Genomic DNA, 16,336 nt, shown 5'->3' on the forward strand with positions numbered 1-16,336 from the left:
GTATCGTGCTATTACGTACGGATTGTGGATAGCCAAACAAGCTCGGAGCTTATGACCACTCGTACCACGGCCGGCGCAGCCCACCTCGACACATCCAGCGTTCCCCCGTTACTCAGGATTACGGGGGACTGGACGCTTGCCCACTACGCCAATCTTAAAAAACTGAGTGACAAGCTCGACGGCCAATACGACGCCGGTGCACACATCGACCTCAATGGCCTCGGCGCCCTGGATACCGCGGGTGCCTCGCTGCTGGTCGAGCTACTGGGCCCGGACCGTATCGAGCGTTCCGCCGAGCAGACCGATTGCAGCTTGTCTACCGCCGACCGGGCACTGCTCAAAACCGTCTACCGCTCTCTGAACGATTTCTGCGTACCTGACAAAGAGCCGGAAGAAGCCGCCGGTATCCAAGTGCTGGCGCGTATCGGCCGGGCCGTCGACACGGTATGGCAGGACGGCATGAAACTGCTGGGCTTTATCGGCCTGATCCTCGAAACCTTCGCCCGTGGCGTTTTGCGCCCCAAGCGCTGGCGCATCACACCGATGGTCGCGCATATCGAACAAACCGGCCTCGACGCTGCGCCCATTGTCGCGTTGCTGACCTTTCTGGTGGGCGCCGTCGTGGCATTCCTCGGCGCCACCGTGCTCAAGAGCTTTGGCGCGACGATTTTTACCGTGGACCTGGTGGCGTTTTCCTTCCTGCGAGAATTCGGCGTGTTGCTCACCGCCATCCTGATCGCCGGTCGCACCGCCAGTGCCTTCACCGCGCAAATCGGCTCGATGAAAGCTAACGAAGAAATCGACGCGATCCGCACCCTGGGCCTGGACCCAATGGAACTGTTGGTGCTGCCACGGGTAATGGCGCTGCTGGTGTCGCTGCCGATGCTGACATTTTTGGCGATGCTCTCGGGGATTGTCGGCGGCGGCGTGGTGTGTGCCGTGGCCCTGGATATTTCACCGGCGATGTTTCTCTCGCTGCTGCAATCGGACATTGGCGTGCAGCACTTTTTGGTGGGCATGGTGAAAGCGCCGATTTTCGCGTTCCTGATCGCGGCGATTGGCTGCCTTGAAGGCTTCAAGGTCAGCGGCAGCGCCGAGTCGGTCGGCGCGCACACTACCTCCAGCGTGGTGCAGTCTATTTTCGTGGTGATCGTGCTGGATGCGGTTGCCGCGATGTTCTTTATGGAGATGGGCTGGTGAGTCGTCTACACCGTGCGCCCACTGAGGCGGTGATCGAAGTGCGCGGCCTGTGCAATCGCTTTGGCAGCCAGAGCGTGCACGAGAACCTCGATCTGGATTTGTACAAAGGCGAGATCCTCGCGGTGGTCGGCGGCTCCGGCAGCGGCAAGTCGGTGCTGCTGCGCAGCATCGTCGGCCTGCGTCGGCCCAGCGAAGGCGAGGTGCGGGTCTTCGGCAAGAACCTGCCCAACCTGCCCGAGCATGAACGCTCGCTGGTGGAACGGCGCTTTGGCGTGCTGTTCCAGAAGGGCGCGCTGTTTTCCTCGCTGACGGTCACCGAAAACGTCGCCCTGCCGTTGATCGAACACGCCGGCCTCAGCCGTCGCGATGCCGAGCACTTGGCGGCGGTCAAGCTTGCCCTGGCGGGGCTGCCTTTGTCGGCGGCAGATAAATACCCGGCGTCACTGTCCGGCGGCATGATCAAGCGCGCCGCTTTGGCGCGGGCGTTGGCACTGGACCCGGACATTCTGTTTCTGGACGAACCCACCGCCGGCCTCGACCCGATTGGCGCGGCGCAATTCGACCAACTGATCCTGACCCTGCGCGATGCGCTGGGCCTGAGCGTGTTCCTGGTCACCCACGACCTCGACACGCTGTACACCATCACCGACCGCGTGGCGGTGCTGGCACAGAAGAAAGTGCTGGTGGCCGATGCCATCGATGTTGTCTCGGAAACGGACGACGCCTGGATTCACGAATATTTCCACGGCCCCCGTGGCCGCGCGGCATTGGATGCCGCTCAATCGCTTAACGAGGTATGACATGGAAACCCGAGCCCATCATGTGATGATCGGTCTGTTCAGCGTGATCGTGGTGGTCGGTGCAATGCTGTTCGGCCTGTGGCTGGCCAAGTCCAGCGTCGACAGCGCCTTCCAGGACTACGAGGTGGTGTTCAACGAGGCGGTCAGCGGCCTGTCGCAAGGCAGTTCGGTGCAATACAGCGGGATCAAGGTGGGCGATGTCACCAGCCTGCGCCTGGACCCGAAAGACCCGCGCCGGGTACTCGCACGCATTCGCCTGGCCGGGCAGACGCCGATCAAGGAAGACACCCAGGCCAAGCTGGCACTGACCGGCATCACCGGCACCTCGATCATCCAGCTCAGTGGCGGCACGCCGCAAAGCCCGGAGCTCAAGGGCAAGGACGGCAACCTGCCGGAAATCATCGCCTCGCCGTCACCCATCGCGCGTCTGCTCAATAACAGCAATGACCTGATGACCAGCATCAACTTGCTGCTGCACAACGCCAACCACATGTTCTCGCGGGAGAACGTCGAGCGCCTGAGCAACACCCTGGACAACTTGCAACAAACCACCGGCGCCATTGCCGACCAGCGCGGTGATATCAAGGTGGTGATGCAACAGTTGATGCAGGTCAGCAAACAGGCGAGCGCCGCGCTGGAACAGACCACCACGCTGATGCGCAATGCCAACGGCTTGCTCAACGAACAGGGCAAGCAAGCCTTCGGCAGTGCCGAGCAGGCCATGAAGTCGCTGGAACAAAGCACCACGACCATCAACACCTTGCTGACCAACAACAAAGACTCGGTGAACAGCGGCATGCAGGGCCTCAATGAACTGGCACCGGCTGTGCGCGAGTTGCGCGAAACCCTCGGTTCGCTGCGCGCCATCTCCCGTCGCCTCGAAGCCAACCCCAGCGGTTACCTGCTGGGCAGCGACAAGAACAAGGAGTTCACGCCATGAAGCGTGCTTACCAAATAATCGCCCCGCTGGCCTTGGCGCTGATCAGCGCTTGCTCGATCCTGCCCAAGCCGGATCCGTCTGATGTGTATCGCCTGGCGTCGGCGCCCACCAGCACCCAAGGCACGCCAGTGAGCTGGTCGCTGCGTGTGTCCAAGCCGCAGAGCAGCGAGTTTCTCGACAGCCCGCGTATTGCCGTAGTGCCAAACGGCGACCTGATCAGCAGCTACGCGAACTCACGCTGGAGCGACCCGACACCGGTGTTGCTGCGCAATCGGTTTATGGACGGTTTCCAGCGCGATGGGCGCGTGACGCTGCTGAGTACCGACGAGACCAATCTACAAGCCGATTACGAGCTGGGCGGGCAGTTGCAGGCGTTTCAGAGTGAGTACCACGGCAGTGCGGTAGAGGTGGTGATCCGCCTGGATGCGCGGTTGGTGCGTGGGAGTGATCAGCGGATTATCGCCAGTCGGCGGTTTGAGGTGAAGCAGCCGGTCGGTGATACAAAGGTGCCGGCGGTAGTGGCGGCGTTTGGGCAGGCGGGGGATCAGTTGAACAGGCAGGTGGTGGATTGGGTGGTGCAGCAGGGAAACACAGCGCTTGTGGCGAGGGAGCTTGCTCCCGCTGGGTTGCGCAGCAGCCCCAAAACCCGCCCATGAGTTTTCACTGACACACCTGCCAAACCCTGTTGGGGCCGCTTCGCGGCCCAGCGGGAGCAAGCTCCCTCGCCACAGGTAACTAAGCCTTAACCAAAGAACCAGTAGCACACCGCAATCGCCGCAACGACGCCAGCAAACTCCGCCAGCAACGCGCACCCAACAGCATGCCGGGCCCGCTGTATGCCCACCGAACCAAAGTACACCGCCAACACATAAAAGGTGGTCTCGGTGCTGCCCTGAATCGTCGCCGCCACTAACGCCGGAAAGCTGTCAACGCCCTTGGCCTGCATGGTCTCAATCAACAGCGCCCGCGCCGCGCTGCCGGAAAACGGCTTGACCATCGCCGTCGGCAACGCATCGACAAAGCGCGTGTCCATGCCCGTCCAGGCCACCACGTGGCGAATGCCTTCCAGGCCGAAGTCCAACGCCCCGGAGGCGCGCAATACACCCACTGCGCAAAGCATCGCCACCAGGTACGGCAGCAGGTTCTTGGCAACATCGAAACCTTCTTTGGCGCCTTCGACAAAGGCCTCGTACACCTTCACTTTGCGCAACGCACCGATCACCAGAAACAGCATGATCAAGCCAAACAGCGTCAGGTTGCCGAGAATCGACGACAGGCCCGCCAGCGCCGTGGCGGACAAGGTCGCCAGCAACGCCATAAAGCCGCCCAGTACCAGCGCGCCGGGAATCAAATAGGCCAGCACCACCGGGTCCCACAAGCGCAGGCGCTGCATGATAGCCACCGACAATAGGCCCACCAACGTAGAGGCACTGGTGGCCAGCAGGATCGGCAGGAACACCAGCGTCGGGTCGGCGGCGCCTTGCTGGGCGCGGTACATGAAGATCGTCACCGGCAACAGCGTCAGCGAGGATGCGTTGAGCACCAGGAACAGAATCTGCGCGTTGCTCGCGGTGTTGGGGATGGGGTTGAGTTCCTGCAACGCCTTCATGGCTTTCAGGCCAATCGGCGTGGCGGCGTTGTCCAGGCCCAGGCCGTTGGCAGCGAAGTTGAGGGTGATCAAGCCAATAGCCGGGTGGCCGGCGGGCACTTCCGGCATCAAACGGCGAAACAGCGGGCCGAGGGCCTTGGCCAGCCAGTCGACGATCCCGGCTTTTTCGGCGATGCGCAAAAAGCCCAGCCATAAGGTCAGGGTGCCGAACAGCAGCACCATCACGTCGACAGACAGTTTGGCCATGGCGAAAATGCTTTCGACCATCGCCGCAAAAATCCCGGCATTACCGCCAACCAGCCATTGCGCCAGTGCTGACACCATTGCCACGACAAAGAAGCCAAGCCACAGGCCATTGAGCATCAGTTGAATCCCCCGAAAGATGGAGCGAATGATAGCGGGGCTGACAGAAACGACAAACCCCGGAATTTTCCGGGGTTTGTTTCAAAGCAGCGGTGCGATCAGCCGCGGGTAGCTTGTGCGGTCGGCACGGCTTCTTTGCTGCGCCAGTGCGGCAGCGAGTTCCAGTAGCGCTCGCCTTTGGCATCGTCGTACATGCCTTCCCAACGAGAGATAACCAGAACGGCCAGGGCGTTACCGATCACATTCAGTGCGGTACGCGCCATGTCCATCACACGGTCGACACCGGCGATGAAGGCCAGGCCTTCCAGCGGAATGCCCACGCTGCCCAGGGTGGCCAGCAGCACCACGAAGGAGACGCCCGGCACACCGGCGATACCTTTGGAGGTGACCATCAGGGTCAGTACCAGCATCAGTTGCTGGCCGATCGACAGGTCGATGCCATACAGCTGCGCGATAAAAATGGCCGCGATGCTCTGGTACAGGGTCGAACCGTCGAGGTTGAACGAGTAGCCGGTTGGCACTACGAAACTGCAGATGGCCTTCGGCGCACCGTAGGCTTCCATCTTCTCGATCACACGCGGCAGCACGGTTTCGGAACTGGCGGTGGAGTAGGCCAGCACCAGCTCATCCTTGAAGATGCGCATCAGCTTGAGAATCGAAAAGCCGAACAGGCGGGCGATCAGGCCCAGTACCGCAAAGGCGAAGAACAGGATGGCGACGTAAACCAGGATCACCAGCTTGGCCAGCGGCAGCAAGGAGGCGAAGCCGAAGTTGGCGACCGTTACCGCGATCAAGGCAAATACACCGATTGGGGCGTACTTCATGATCATGTGGGTGACTTTGAACATGCTCTCGGACACGCCCTGGAACATGGTCACCAGCGGCTCGCGCAGCTCAGGCTTGAGGCTCGACAAGCCCAGGCCGAACAGCACCGAGAAGAAGATGATCGGCAGCATGTCGCCACGGGCAACGGCGGCGAAAATGTTCGACGGGATCAGGTTGAGGATGGTTTCGATGAACGCATGCTCATGCTGCACTTCGGCGGCGGTGGCGGTGTATTTGGAAATGTCGACGGTACCCAGGGTACTCATGTCGATGCCGGCGCCCGGGTGGAACACGTTGGCTAACAGCAAGCCGACCACAATGGCGATGGTGGTGACCACTTCGAAGTAAAGGATGGTTTTGACGCCGATCCGCCCCAGCTTCTTCGCATCACCTACGCCGGCGATGCCGACAATCAGCGAGGAAATCACAATCGGGATCACGATCATCTTGATCAGGCGGATAAAGATATCGCCCGCCGGCTGCAACACATTGCTGATCCACCAGGCTTTTTCAGCACTGAAATGGTTGAGCACTGCACCGATTGCGATCCCCAGTACCAAACCGATGAGGATCTGCCAGGCGAGGCTTAGCTTTGCCTTCTTCATGTCATTACCCTTACTTCAAGTGGACTTAAGGCAAATGCGCCACTCGCAACGCTCGGAAGCGAAAAAGTGTGCGCATTTGCCTCCATGGAAGGTCACCGCAGCATGGCCGAAATGGCTTACTGGCAGGCGAAAAAAGGCGCAACTATTCCCATGCAAGGGTTCGACGTCTAATGCCGTAAACGCCTACCCTATGCCGAATCGGCATGACTTTTTTTGAAATTAACTGTCCGAATGGTCAGTTCAAATCCGCCATTAAAGCCCGTGAATATGCCGTTAACCGGCCAGTACCGGCTCGCTCAGAGATGTTGGACGACTTATAGAAGTTGGCAAAAATGCCTGGGAATTCACTGACCTGGCGCCAGAAATGTCCTATGGCGCGGCCAAAAATTTCTCGATAGATGGTCGCCACGAAACACCAAGTAATGGTTAGCCGCGCGCAAAAGAGAAATTGTCGGCTATGAGCCGTATAAGAAGCGGAGCATGAGAGTGACAAGCCCGTCGCAAGTTCAGCAAGCGTGAGGGCTTGTGAACTTGCGTCGCAGCTTTTCACCTGACCCGGCCCTTGCGCAGGCACTCCCTGTACCCGTAGGTCACGCCGATCTCGATTGATCAGAGCAACCCGGCCCCCTGGTCATGCATCACCCTTGGCGGGTGATGCAGACAGAAAGAAGCAAAGGGCTTCTTTCTATGGACGCCGGCTCCGCAGACCACAGACGCGTCAGACGGAACCTAGTACCAATTCGGATCTTTCTTGAGCTGCTCCATCAGCAGCTTCTGCATGCCTTCGTTCGGCTTACCGATAAAACGGTAATCGGCGTGCCGCGTCGGGGATTTGTCCGCCGGCAAACCGGCCGGGACTTCCACCAACAGGGCGTAGGCATCTTCCTTGTCGAGGCTGAAGGCCAAGATCAGGCGCTCGTTCAGGCACGTATCTGCAGTTTCACAGAGCGGCCCCACCAAGTACTTGTCGCCATCTTCTTCCACGGCATTCATTTGTTCGGCCTTACCGGACAGGTTCATCACCCATTCCGGCAGGCGCTGTTCTTTCTTCACCACGCTTTGCCAGGTTTCGCGGTACTGCTTGTCCGCACTGAGCAATTCGTTGGCTCGGGACTGACCGTCATTGGCGGCCATCACCAGGCCGCTGCCGCCCAAGAGCAGGGCGGCAGCCATGGCTTTAAAGGACAAATGGGTCATATTCAGCCTCGGCCGCGACGACCAAAGAAGAACGAAGCGATGAACATCACCAGGAAAACCACAAACAGAATTTTTGCGATACCCGTGGCGGTGCCCGCGATACCACCGAAGCCCAGGACTGCAGCCACAATGGCGATGATCAGAAATGTGATTGCCCAACTCAACATGGTGATTCTCCTTACGCTTTTTTAGAGGTAACAGCGGTAGTGCCGTGCAGCCGCTCAACACAAGCGACCTTTTCTTGCTTAGAACACCCAACGCTCTTGGGCTGGCAACTCACCCAGGGTTGAACCCTGGTCTGCCACTCTCAATTGCGGGGCGCTTACATCAGTAGTAGCGCTGGCGCTGCCAACGGAACGGAAATGGGTTTGGGTCATCGACGGACGTTCGAATTGCGGGGTTTGCTGCTGACTTTGCTGCCAATGCTGCATCTGCTGGCCGGCAATCAACGTGACCATCAAAGCCAGGCTGGCAAACAGACCTTGCTGCATGCGCAGTGGCGATACACGTAATTGGCTGAGGCTTTGGCGAGTCATGCTGCATTTCTCCCGCATTCTGATTATTCGTTGGGAGAGCTATTGCAGAGTGCATGCCAGTTTTTTTACAAAATAAAACCCAATAAAATCAGTATGTTATGAATACGCCAGGACTGTATCGAACAGCATCCTGCACGATACCCCTTTGCAGGCCGTGCGAAATGCACGATGGTCAGTGGTCGGGTCAACGGATCGAAAGTGCAGGAGGCGTTGCCGAAGTGGCAGGAAGGCATGAAAACGCCATCAATCGGCGTCTTTGTAGGAGAACGTGAAGATACCTGCGCGAAGATGCCTTTTATGAATCAGAATAAACCATGCAACTTGCCCGATTAATCCGGGACTAAACACCATCATTTATAGTTAAGGAGCGCGGGACAGATGGAATCAGCCAAGGAACTTCAAGGCCGCATTCTTTTAGTGGATGACGAATCCGCAATCCTCCGCACCTTCCGTTACTGCCTGGAAGATGAAGGCTACACCGTAGCCACTGCCAACAGCGCCGCCCAAGCCGATGCCCTGATGCAGCGTCAGGTATTCGACCTGTGCTTCCTCGACCTGCGCCTGGGTGAAGACAACGGCCTGGATGTGTTGGCCCAGATGCGCATCCAGGCGCCATGGATGCGCGTGGTGATTGTGACCGCGCATTCGGCCGTGGACACCGCCGTTGACGCGATCCAGGCCGGCGCCGCCGACTACCTGGTCAAGCCATGCAGCCCTGACCAACTGCGCCTGGCCACCGCCAAGCAGTTGGAAGTGCGCCAGCTCTCGGCACGCCTGGAAGCGCTTGAGGGCGCAGTGCGCCAACCCAAGGACGGCCTCGACTCCCACAGCCCGGCGATGATGGTGGTACTGGAAACTGCGCGCCAAGTGGCAGGCACCGATGCCAACATTCTGATCCTCGGTGAGTCCGGCACCGGTAAAGGCGAGCTGGCCCGGGCCATACACGGGTGGAGCAAGCGCTCGAAAAAATCCTGCGTGACCATTAACTGCCCGTCACTGACGGCGGAACTGATGGAAAGCGAGCTGTTCGGCCACAGTCGCGGCGCCTTCACCGGGGCCAGCGAGAGCACGCTGGGCCGGGTTAACCAGGCCGACGGCGGCACGCTGTTTCTCGACGAGATCGGCGACTTCCCCCTGACTTTGCAGCCAAAACTGCTGCGATTCATTCAAGACAAGGAATATGAACGCGTAGGCGACCCGGTCACTCGACGTGCCGACGTGCGCATCCTGGCGGCCACCAACCTGAACCTGGAAGACATGGTGCGCGACGGCCGTTTCCGGGAAGACTTGCTCTATCGCCTCAACGTCATCACCTTGCACCTGCCGCCGCTGCGCGAGCGCAGTGAAGACATCCTGACCCTGGCCGACCGTTTCCTGGCGCGCTTCGTCAAGGAATACGCCCGGCCTGCGCGCGGCTTCAGCGATGCCGCCCGAGAGGCGCTGCTTAACTACCGCTGGCCGGGCAATATCCGCGAACTGCGTAACGTGGTGGAGCGCGCCAGCATTATTTGCCCGCAGGAAAAGGTTGAAATCAGCCACCTCGGCATGGCCGAACAGCCGACCAACAATGCCCCGCGTATCGGCGCAGCATTGAGCCTGGACGAGCTGGAGAAAGCCCATATCGGCGCCGTTCTCGCTACCAGCGACACCTTGGATCAAGCGGCCCGCACGCTGGGCATCGACGCGTCGACCCTGTACCGCAAACGTAAACAGTACAACCTGTGAGCTGTACCTTATGAAGCTTGCGATGAAACTGCGCACTCGGTTGTTCCTGAGTATCTCAGCGCTGATCACCGTCGCCCTGTTGGGACTGGTCCTGGGACTGGTCAGCGTCATGCAAATGGCCAAGAGCCAGGAGTCGGCGATCCGCAGCAACTTCATCACCCTGGACCTGGGTCTCAAGCTGCGCCAGACCTTGGGCGACCAGTTGATCCTGATGCTGGAGGAGCAGCCCGACCCCGCTGCCCTGCAGACGTCCAAGCAAAACTATTTTGCCCTGCTGGACCAGGGCATCGCCCATGAACAGCAAGACGGCAGAACCAGTGGTTTCAGCCAGGCGCGCATCGACTACCTGAATTTTCTCAAGGCGTTTGACGAGGCTCAGCGAAGCTCACTGGCCAACAGTAAAAACGAAAAGCTCACCGAAACCTTCAATACATTGCGCAATGGTTTGATCGCCGAGCACAAACAAGCCTTGGAAAATATCAACGACAGCGAACACAAGTCGCGCAATCGCGCCTTGTTGATCGCCGGCTTGCTGGGGCTGGTCGGCCTGGCGGTGTTGATCATCGGCTTTGTTACCGCCCATGGCATCGCCCGGCGCTTTGGCGGGCCGATTGAAGCCTTGGCCAAGGCCGCCGACAAGATCGGGCAAGGCGATTTCGAAGTAACGCTGCCGATCTCATCGGCGGCAGAAATGAATCAACTGACCCGCCGCTTCGGCATCATGGCCGAAGCGCTGCGCCAACATCAGGCAACCAATATCGATGAGTTGCTGGCCGGTCAGCAACGCCTGCAGGCGGTGCTCGACAGCATCGACGACGGCTTGCTGATGATTGACCGCCAAGGTCGCCTGGAGCACCTTAACCCTGTGGCACAGCGCCAGTTGGGCTGGGACGAAGAGCGACTCGGCCAGGGCCTGGGTGAAGCCTTGGGTCGCCCTGAAATGGATGAGCAACTGCAACTGGTGCTGCGCGGCGGCAACCTGGAGCGCGCGCCAGACGATCTGGAAGTGGAAGTCGAAGGTGAACTGCGCCTGCTGACCTACAGCCTGACGCCGGTCAGCCATACCCAAGGGCATATTCTGGGCGCAGTGATGGTGCTGCATGACGTCACCGAACAACGCGCGTTCGAACGGGTGCGCAGCGAGTTCGTCTTGCGTGCCTCCCACGAGTTGCGTACGCCGGTGACAGGCATGCACATGGCCTTCGGGCTGTTCCGCGAACGGGCGAAGTTTCCCGCCGATTCCCGTGAAGCGGACCTGCTGGATACGGTCAATGAAGAAATGCAGCGCCTGATGCAGTTGATCAACGATTTGCTCAACTTCTCGCGCTACCAGAACGGCCTGCAAAAACTCACCCTCGGGCCGTGCGATGTCACCGATCTGCTGGAGCACGCGCGAGGCCGGTTCACGGAGCTGGCGAACGCACAGGACATCGAACTGCTGGTAGAAGCCCAAGCCGAGTTGCCCAGGCTGTATGCCGACCAGGTTCAGCTCGAGCGTGTACTCGATAACCTTCTAGGCAACGCTTTGCGACATACCGCCAATGGTGGCCAGATTCGCTTGCAGGCGCGCCGCCACGGCGAACGGGTGATTATCAGCGTTGAGGATAACGGTGAGGGTATTGCTTATGGCCAACAGGGGCGCATCTTTGAACCCTTCGTACAGGTAGGCCGCAAGAAAGGTGGCGCCGGCCTCGGGCTGGCGTTGTGCAAGGAGATCGTACAGCTGCACGGCGGCCGGATGGGCGTTTATTCGCGGCCGGGGCAGGGTACGCAGTTTTATATGGCGTTGCCGTTGTAGCCCGACAGCTACGATGACGCCATTGATGTACGCCGAACAAAATGTGGGAGCGGGCTTGCTCGCGAATGCGGTCTGTCAGTCAACATATATAGCGACTGATCCACCGCTTTCGCGAGCAAGCCCGCTCCCACATTTGAATGGGGTTACACCTAGCGGCGGTTCAATGCGCTCAGGATCGCAGCACTTTCAGCATCCGGCGTGCCGTCAAACCGTGATGGCCGGAAGTGCATCTGGAATGCCGCGATCACATGTCGCGTGGCCACATCCAGCTCACCTGTCTGCGGCGTCTGGTAGCCCAGGCGCGCCAGTTCTTCCTGGAACCACGTGATACTCGGCAGGCTGACGGCATATTGCTGTTGGAACCGAGCCACCGCCTGTGCATCCGGCCACACGCCCAAACCTTCAGCCGCCAGGCGCTTCCACGGGAACAACGGGCCCGGGTCGAGCTTGCGCAATGGCGCAATGTCGCTGTGGCCGATGATGTTCCTGGGGTCAATGCCGTTGCGCTTGCTGATGTCCTTGAGCAACACCACCAACGACTGCACCTGGGCCTCTGAGTACGGGTACCACAGGCGGCCGGTCGGCGAATCTGTATAACCTGGGTTAACAATTTCGATGCCAATGGAGCTGGAATTGAGCCAGGTGCGGCCCGCCCACTCGCTTTCACCGGCGTGCCAGGCGCGCTGGCTCTCGTCCACCAGCTTGTAGATGGTGCCTGAAGCGTCGTCGCCGATAAGGTAATGGCTGCTGACCTGGCCATGCGTGAGCAGCGCCAGGGAGCGCTCAAGGCTGGCCGAGGTGTAATGGACAATGACGAACTGCACCCGGTTGTCGTGGTTCGACGAAGGGTGGCTGGTGTTCAGCCGCGGGCCGCTGGCGCAGCCGGCGAGCAGGAGAAACACAAAGGCGATGCAAAAAGATTTCATGGCGGAAGACAGTACGTAGAAGACGATAATGCAACAGTGTAACGGATGGTTTGGGGCTCGACGGTCAAATCACAAAATGGAACATCTTTTACGCCGCCTGCACCCGGTTGCGTCCAGCTGCCTTTGCCCGGTACAACGCCTCATCGGCACGCTTTAGCGCCAGGTCACTGCGTTCGCCCGGCTGAAACTGCGCCACGCCCATGGACACCGTGATGGTCACCGGCTCGCCCTTGAAGTGGAACGGGCACGCTTCGATGGCCGAACGCAGCACCTCACCTACGTCCAGCGCATCTGCCAGGGCTGAATCCGGCATCAACAATACAAACTCTTCACCCCCAAATCGCGCGATAAAATCGTCGGGGCGCAGGCGCTTGTGCAACACATTAGCGATGATCTTCAACACCTTGTCGCCCGCCAAGTGGCCGTAGCCATCGTTGATGCGCTTGAAGTGGTCCAGGTCGAGCATGGCCAGTGACAGGCTGTTGCCGCGCTGATGCCAGCTATTTACTTCATGGTCCAGGCGCTCGCTCCAGGCCGCACGGTTGGGCAGGCCGGTGAGCGGGTCGATCAAGGCTTTCTGGCGCTGCACTTCCAAATGTTCGCGATAACCTTGGGCTTCCTGCTCCATGTTCGCCACCCGCTCAGCCAGGCTTTTGAGCCGCGCCGCGACTTCCTGCTCGCGCTGGTCACGCTGCTGCTGGTGTTCGTCCATGGTGCCGAGCAGGCCTTCAAGGTGGCTTTCCAGTACATGCTTGAGGCTGTCCAGGTCAGCAGCTTCCTGCACGCTGCTTTGCAGGCCGTCGACCTGTTCACGGATCTGCGTATCCAGCTCCCGCGCAGCCGAGCGACTGTCGGCGTGCCCCTCGCTGGCCACCTGCAGATGGCCCTGAAAAGCTTCAAGGCGTTCATTGAGCTGCTTGAGGTAGGCCTCGAACTCATGCTGGCCGCTGTCGGTAATCGCCAGCATCAGCACCGCCAGGTCATCGAGGATGGGCAGCAATTCGTACCAGTTCAGGCCGTGGGCCAACCGCTCGCGCATGGCTTCGGCCTGAGGCCGGTGGCGCTCGGGTAAGGACAGATCCTCCAGCAAGCCGAGCAAGGTGTCTTCGATATGCTTGGCGACCGAGCTGTAGGACGGTTCGGGGGAGTCGGGCAGGGCATAGGTGCCGTCCGGTTGCAGCGCATCGGGCTCGGGCTCGCAGGTTTCCAGCACGGGCGGAAGCGACAGGCTGCCGATGACCGTTTGATCTGGCGTGTCGACCTCAACCTGCGGTTCTTCGATAAATGCAGCAAGGGCGCTTTCAGGCGCGGCTTCCTCTACCGCTGGCTCGGGCACCTCTGGCTCAGAGACTTCGACAGGCGCGACGGGGACTTGCTCCAGCGCCGCAGCCTCGAAGACAAAGGTTTCGCCGGCGACTTCAGCCACTTTGACCGGCTCAGCCGATTCAGGCTGCGCGGCGGCCGGCGTTACCGGCAATGGCGTGAAGGCGCGCAAGGCTTGGGTCAGCTCTTCGGATTGCGCGGGTTCCAGAGGCTCGGGCGCGACTTTGGCAGCGTCAGGTTTCGGCGCCGGCGGTTGCGGTGCATAGAGCGGGGCAGATTCAACCACCGGCGCCTCATTCGACACATCCTTTGCACCAAACAGGCGTTGCAGCAGGCCTGGCCCAGGGCGCGCGGCTTCGCCTTCCGGCTCCAGGTTATTCAGCGCCTGCCCTTGCAGGCTGCTCAATTCGCTGAGCAGCAGCGGGATCTCACGCGCCTGGCCGACTCGACCATCCAGCTGCTTGGCGAAGGTTTTCAGCGGGCGGGCGACTTCACGCGGCAGGGGCAGCTTCTGCAACTGCGCGACCAAGGCCGTCAGCGCGGTGCTGATCTGGTCGACCCGGGTTTCGCGGCGCTGCTCCGAATCGAGCACGGCCTTTTCCAGACGTGGCAGCAAGGCGGCGAGGGCGGCGTCCATGTCGTCGGTGCGCACCACATCGCGCATCTCCTTCATGCATTGATCAACCGCTCGGTCAGTACCTTCTGCCGCCAGCGTGCTGCGCACCAGGCCTCGACGCAGCAGGTCGAGGCGCGCGGCCCAGCGGCGTTCGAGCTTGTCTTGCTGCTCAACGCTTTTAAGGTATTTCTCTTTCCAGCGCTGGGCGTCGTCGCTCATGCAAGGGGTCCGCGAGGGCCTGGGCTCAACGCGGGCAATGCATCAGCCGTGAGCGAACCCGGCAGACGAATCTCTACCGCGACCGGCAGGTGATCGGAAATGGGCTGCGCCAGCACCTGCACACTTTCCAGTGTGAGGCTCGGGCTGAGCAGGATATGGTCCAGACAACGTTGCGGGCGCCAGCTGGGGAACGTGGCTTCGACTTGCGGCGCCAGTAACCCGAGGTCGCGCAACGGGGAATTCTGCAACAGGTCGGTGGCATGGGTGTTCATGTCCCCCATCAGCACCTGGTGTTTGTAGTTGCCGATCAGATCACGCACGTAGGCCAACTGGAGGTTGCGTGTACGCGCTCCAAGCGCCAGGTGCATCATCACCACCACCAAGGCTTCCGGGCCTTCGCCGAAACGCACGAGAATCGCGCCGCGCCCTTTTGGGCCGGGCAGCGGGTGGTCTTCGATGGCAGTCGGCTTCAAGCGGCTGAGCACGCCATTGCTGTGCTGCGCCAGGCGCCCGAGGTTGCGGTTGAGTTGCTGATACCAATAAGGGAAAGCACCGAGATGGGCGAGGTGCTCCACCTGATTGACATAACCGGAGCGCATGCTGCCGCCGTCGGCTTCCTGCAAGGCGACCAGATCGAAGTCGTTGAGCAGGTCGCCGATTTTCTGCAGATTACCGGTACGCCCTTTGTGCGGCAGCAGATGCTGCCAGCCACGGGTGAGGTAGTGCCGATACTTCTCGGTACTGTTGCCCACCTGGATATTGAAGCTGAGCAGCCGCAGACGGCTGTCTGCCGGCAACCCCGTGGACTCCAGGTGGTGTTCGTTGACCCGCGGTTCATGCAGGCCAACACTACGTTCAGTACCCCAGCCGCGCATGATGGCCCCCTTACTTGGCTGCGCGCTCTTTAGCGATCAGTTGGTCGGCAACATTGAGGGTTTGCTCAGGACCACCGGTAGTGCCCAGGTCGAAACGGTATTTACCGTTGACGATCATGGTCGGTACGCCTTGCACGCCATACTTCTGCGCGAGTTCCTTGGCCTGTTTGATTTGGCCCTGGATAGCGAAGGAGTTGAAGGTGGCCAGGAACTTGTCCTTGTCGACGCCTTGGGTGGCAACGAAGTCAGCCATTTCGTCAGGCTTGGTCAGGCGCTTGCCTTCTTTTTGAATCGCATTAAATACAGCGTTGTGAACCTTGTGCTCGACACCCATGGCTTCCAGGGTCAGGAACAGTTGGCCGTGGGCATCCCATGGGCCGCCGAACATGGCCGGGATGCGTCGGAAGTTAACGTCGGACGGAAGTTTTTCGGCCCAAGGATTGATAGTCGGCTCAAAGGCGTAGCAATGCGGGCAGCCATACCAGAACAGCTCCACCACTTCGATCTTGCCTGGCTCCGAGACCGGAACCGGGTTGGCCAATTCAACGTAGGTTTTACCGGCTTCAAGCGGCACGTCGGCAGCTTGCGCGGTCATGCCGAAAAGGCTGACAGTGACGAGAGCGGCGCTGAGGATCAGATTACGCATGCTTTACTCCTGGACAAATAAAGTCGCCTCACGCGACCTTTAGTTGTGACAGGTCTACGCGGACATGAGTTCGTTAGTGTAACGGCACCGGCCACAAAAAAGGGCGGCCTAAGCCACCCTTTTTATGCTTGCA

At 60.1% G+C, this 16,336-nt stretch carries 15 protein-coding genes; 6 read left to right on the forward strand and 9 right to left on the reverse strand.

What is annotated here, in order from left to right:
* Nucleotides 1–51 precede the first annotated feature (51 nt).
* The 4 genes from QF043_RS28175 to QF043_RS28190 are packed head-to-tail and all read left to right on the forward strand — an operon-like array spanning nucleotide 52 to nucleotide 3,596.
* On the forward strand, nucleotides 52–1,200 hold the full coding sequence (locus tag QF043_RS28175; RefSeq protein WP_305456872.1) for an ABC transporter permease: 1,149 nt from the start codon (nucleotides 52–54) through the stop codon (nucleotides 1,198–1,200).
* The gene (locus QF043_RS28180) at nucleotides 1,197–2,000 is read left to right on the forward strand and encodes an ABC transporter ATP-binding protein (protein ID WP_056861025.1); all 804 of its coding nucleotides are present in this window, start codon (nucleotides 1,197–1,199) and stop codon (nucleotides 1,998–2,000) included. The genes QF043_RS28175 and QF043_RS28180 overlap by 4 nt, the downstream gene beginning before the upstream one ends.
* A gap of 1 nt (nucleotide 2,001) precedes the next feature.
* Nucleotides 2,002–2,940: an MlaD family protein gene (locus QF043_RS28185; RefSeq protein ID WP_307420995.1), complete on the forward strand. Its 939-nt coding sequence runs from the start codon at nucleotides 2,002–2,004 to the stop codon at nucleotides 2,938–2,940.
* Entirely contained in the window at nucleotides 2,937–3,596 is a 660-nt protein-coding gene (locus tag QF043_RS28190) for an ABC-type transport auxiliary lipoprotein family protein (RefSeq protein WP_307420997.1), read from the forward strand. The genes QF043_RS28185 and QF043_RS28190 overlap by 4 nt, the downstream gene beginning before the upstream one ends.
* A gap of 86 nt (nucleotides 3,597–3,682) precedes the next feature.
* Here the strand turns inward: QF043_RS28190 and QF043_RS28195 are convergent, their stop codons facing one another.
* The 5 genes from QF043_RS28195 to QF043_RS28215 form a co-directional block, all read right to left on the reverse strand.
* Nucleotides 3,683–4,912, reverse strand: coding sequence for a nucleoside recognition domain-containing protein (locus QF043_RS28195; RefSeq protein WP_307420999.1), 1,230 nt, complete (start codon nucleotides 4,910–4,912; stop codon nucleotides 3,683–3,685).
* A gap of 98 nt (nucleotides 4,913–5,010) precedes the next feature.
* Complete coding sequence (gltP, locus tag QF043_RS28200) at nucleotides 5,011–6,342, reverse strand: glutamate/aspartate:proton symporter GltP (protein WP_065931952.1); 1,332 nt, start codon at nucleotides 6,340–6,342, stop codon at nucleotides 5,011–5,013.
* A gap of 729 nt (nucleotides 6,343–7,071) precedes the next feature.
* Complete coding sequence (locus QF043_RS28205; protein ID WP_307421001.1) at nucleotides 7,072–7,539, reverse strand: inhibitor of vertebrate lysozyme family protein; 468 nt, start codon at nucleotides 7,537–7,539, stop codon at nucleotides 7,072–7,074.
* A gap of 2 nt (nucleotides 7,540–7,541) precedes the next feature.
* The gene (locus tag QF043_RS28210; protein ID WP_003170804.1) at nucleotides 7,542–7,706 is read right to left on the reverse strand and encodes a DUF1328 domain-containing protein; all 165 of its coding nucleotides are present in this window, start codon (nucleotides 7,704–7,706) and stop codon (nucleotides 7,542–7,544) included.
* Nucleotides 7,707–7,784: 78 nt separating this feature from the next.
* The gene (locus tag QF043_RS28215; RefSeq protein ID WP_307421002.1) at nucleotides 7,785–8,075 is read right to left on the reverse strand and encodes a hypothetical protein; all 291 of its coding nucleotides are present in this window, start codon (nucleotides 8,073–8,075) and stop codon (nucleotides 7,785–7,787) included.
* Between the two features lie 378 nt (nucleotides 8,076–8,453).
* On the opposite strand from QF043_RS28215, the gene algB reads away from it, so the two are divergent.
* Together algB and QF043_RS28225 are read left to right on the forward strand one after the other, a co-directional pair.
* Nucleotides 8,454–9,800, forward strand: a complete 1,347-nt coding sequence (algB, locus tag QF043_RS28220) for a sigma-54-dependent response regulator transcription factor AlgB (RefSeq protein WP_056861018.1) — start codon at nucleotides 8,454–8,456, stop codon at nucleotides 9,798–9,800.
* A 10-nt stretch (nucleotides 9,801–9,810) separates the two neighbouring features.
* A complete protein-coding gene (locus QF043_RS28225) occupies nucleotides 9,811–11,598 on the forward strand; it encodes a KinB sensor domain-containing domain (RefSeq protein ID WP_307421004.1) in 1,788 nt (595 codons plus the stop codon).
* A 149-nt stretch (nucleotides 11,599–11,747) separates the two neighbouring features.
* Here QF043_RS28225 and QF043_RS28230 read toward each other — a convergent pair whose 3' ends face one another.
* The 4 genes from QF043_RS28230 to dsbA form a co-directional block, all read right to left on the reverse strand.
* Nucleotides 11,748–12,524, reverse strand: a complete 777-nt coding sequence (locus QF043_RS28230; RefSeq protein ID WP_307421005.1) for an N-acetylmuramoyl-L-alanine amidase — start codon at nucleotides 12,522–12,524, stop codon at nucleotides 11,748–11,750.
* Nucleotides 12,525–12,612: 88 nt separating this feature from the next.
* Nucleotides 12,613–14,682 carry a GGDEF domain-containing protein gene (locus tag QF043_RS28235; RefSeq protein WP_307421006.1) on the reverse strand — a complete coding sequence of 690 codons (2,070 nt, stop codon included), beginning with the start codon at nucleotides 14,680–14,682 and terminating at the stop codon, nucleotides 12,613–12,615.
* Nucleotides 14,679–15,560, reverse strand: coding sequence for an endonuclease/exonuclease/phosphatase family protein (locus tag QF043_RS28240; RefSeq protein WP_370589433.1), 882 nt, complete (start codon nucleotides 15,558–15,560; stop codon nucleotides 14,679–14,681). The genes QF043_RS28235 and QF043_RS28240 overlap by 4 nt, the downstream gene beginning before the upstream one ends.
* A 7-nt stretch (nucleotides 15,561–15,567) precedes the next feature.
* Complete coding sequence (gene dsbA / locus QF043_RS28245) at nucleotides 15,568–16,203, reverse strand: thiol:disulfide interchange protein DsbA (protein WP_017139088.1); 636 nt, start codon at nucleotides 16,201–16,203, stop codon at nucleotides 15,568–15,570.
* Nucleotides 16,204–16,336 lie beyond the last annotated feature (133 nt).

The sequence above is a fragment of the Pseudomonas sp. W3I7 genome, from assembly GCF_030816095.1.
GTDB lineage: Bacteria > Pseudomonadota > Gammaproteobacteria > Pseudomonadales > Pseudomonadaceae > Aquipseudomonas > Aquipseudomonas salomonii.

What these genes read in the sequence shown, in the direction of transcription:
- algB (WP_056861018.1), top strand. Translation starts at nt 8,454, where the DNA reads ATGGAATCAGCCAAGGAACTTCAAGGCCGCATTCTTTTAGTGGATGAC.
- QF043_RS28205 (WP_307421001.1), bottom strand. Translation starts at nt 7,539, where the DNA reads ATGACCCATTTGTCCTTTAAAGCCATGGCTGCCGCCCTGCTCTTGGGC.
- QF043_RS28225 (WP_307421004.1), top strand. Translation starts at nt 9,811, where the DNA reads ATGAAGCTTGCGATGAAACTGCGCACTCGGTTGTTCCTGAGTATCTCA.
- gltP (WP_065931952.1), bottom strand. Translation starts at nt 6,342, where the DNA reads ATGAAGAAGGCAAAGCTAAGCCTCGCCTGGCAGATCCTCATCGGTTTG.
- QF043_RS28195 (WP_307420999.1), bottom strand. Translation starts at nt 4,912, where the DNA reads ATGCTCAATGGCCTGTGGCTTGGCTTCTTTGTCGTGGCAATGGTGTCA.
- QF043_RS28185 (WP_307420995.1), top strand. Translation starts at nt 2,002, where the DNA reads ATGGAAACCCGAGCCCATCATGTGATGATCGGTCTGTTCAGCGTGATC.
- QF043_RS28235 (WP_307421006.1), bottom strand. Translation starts at nt 14,682, where the DNA reads ATGAGCGACGACGCCCAGCGCTGGAAAGAGAAATACCTTAAAAGCGTT.
- QF043_RS28210 (WP_003170804.1), bottom strand. Translation starts at nt 7,706, where the DNA reads ATGTTGAGTTGGGCAATCACATTTCTGATCATCGCCATTGTGGCTGCA.
- QF043_RS28190 (WP_307420997.1), top strand. Translation starts at nt 2,937, where the DNA reads ATGAAGCGTGCTTACCAAATAATCGCCCCGCTGGCCTTGGCGCTGATC.
- QF043_RS28215 (WP_307421002.1), bottom strand. Translation starts at nt 8,075, where the DNA reads ATGACTCGCCAAAGCCTCAGCCAATTACGTGTATCGCCACTGCGCATG.
- QF043_RS28175 (WP_305456872.1), top strand. Translation starts at nt 52, where the DNA reads ATGACCACTCGTACCACGGCCGGCGCAGCCCACCTCGACACATCCAGC.
- QF043_RS28230 (WP_307421005.1), bottom strand. Translation starts at nt 12,524, where the DNA reads ATGAAATCTTTTTGCATCGCCTTTGTGTTTCTCCTGCTCGCCGGCTGC.
- dsbA (WP_017139088.1), bottom strand. Translation starts at nt 16,203, where the DNA reads ATGCGTAATCTGATCCTCAGCGCCGCTCTCGTCACTGTCAGCCTTTTC.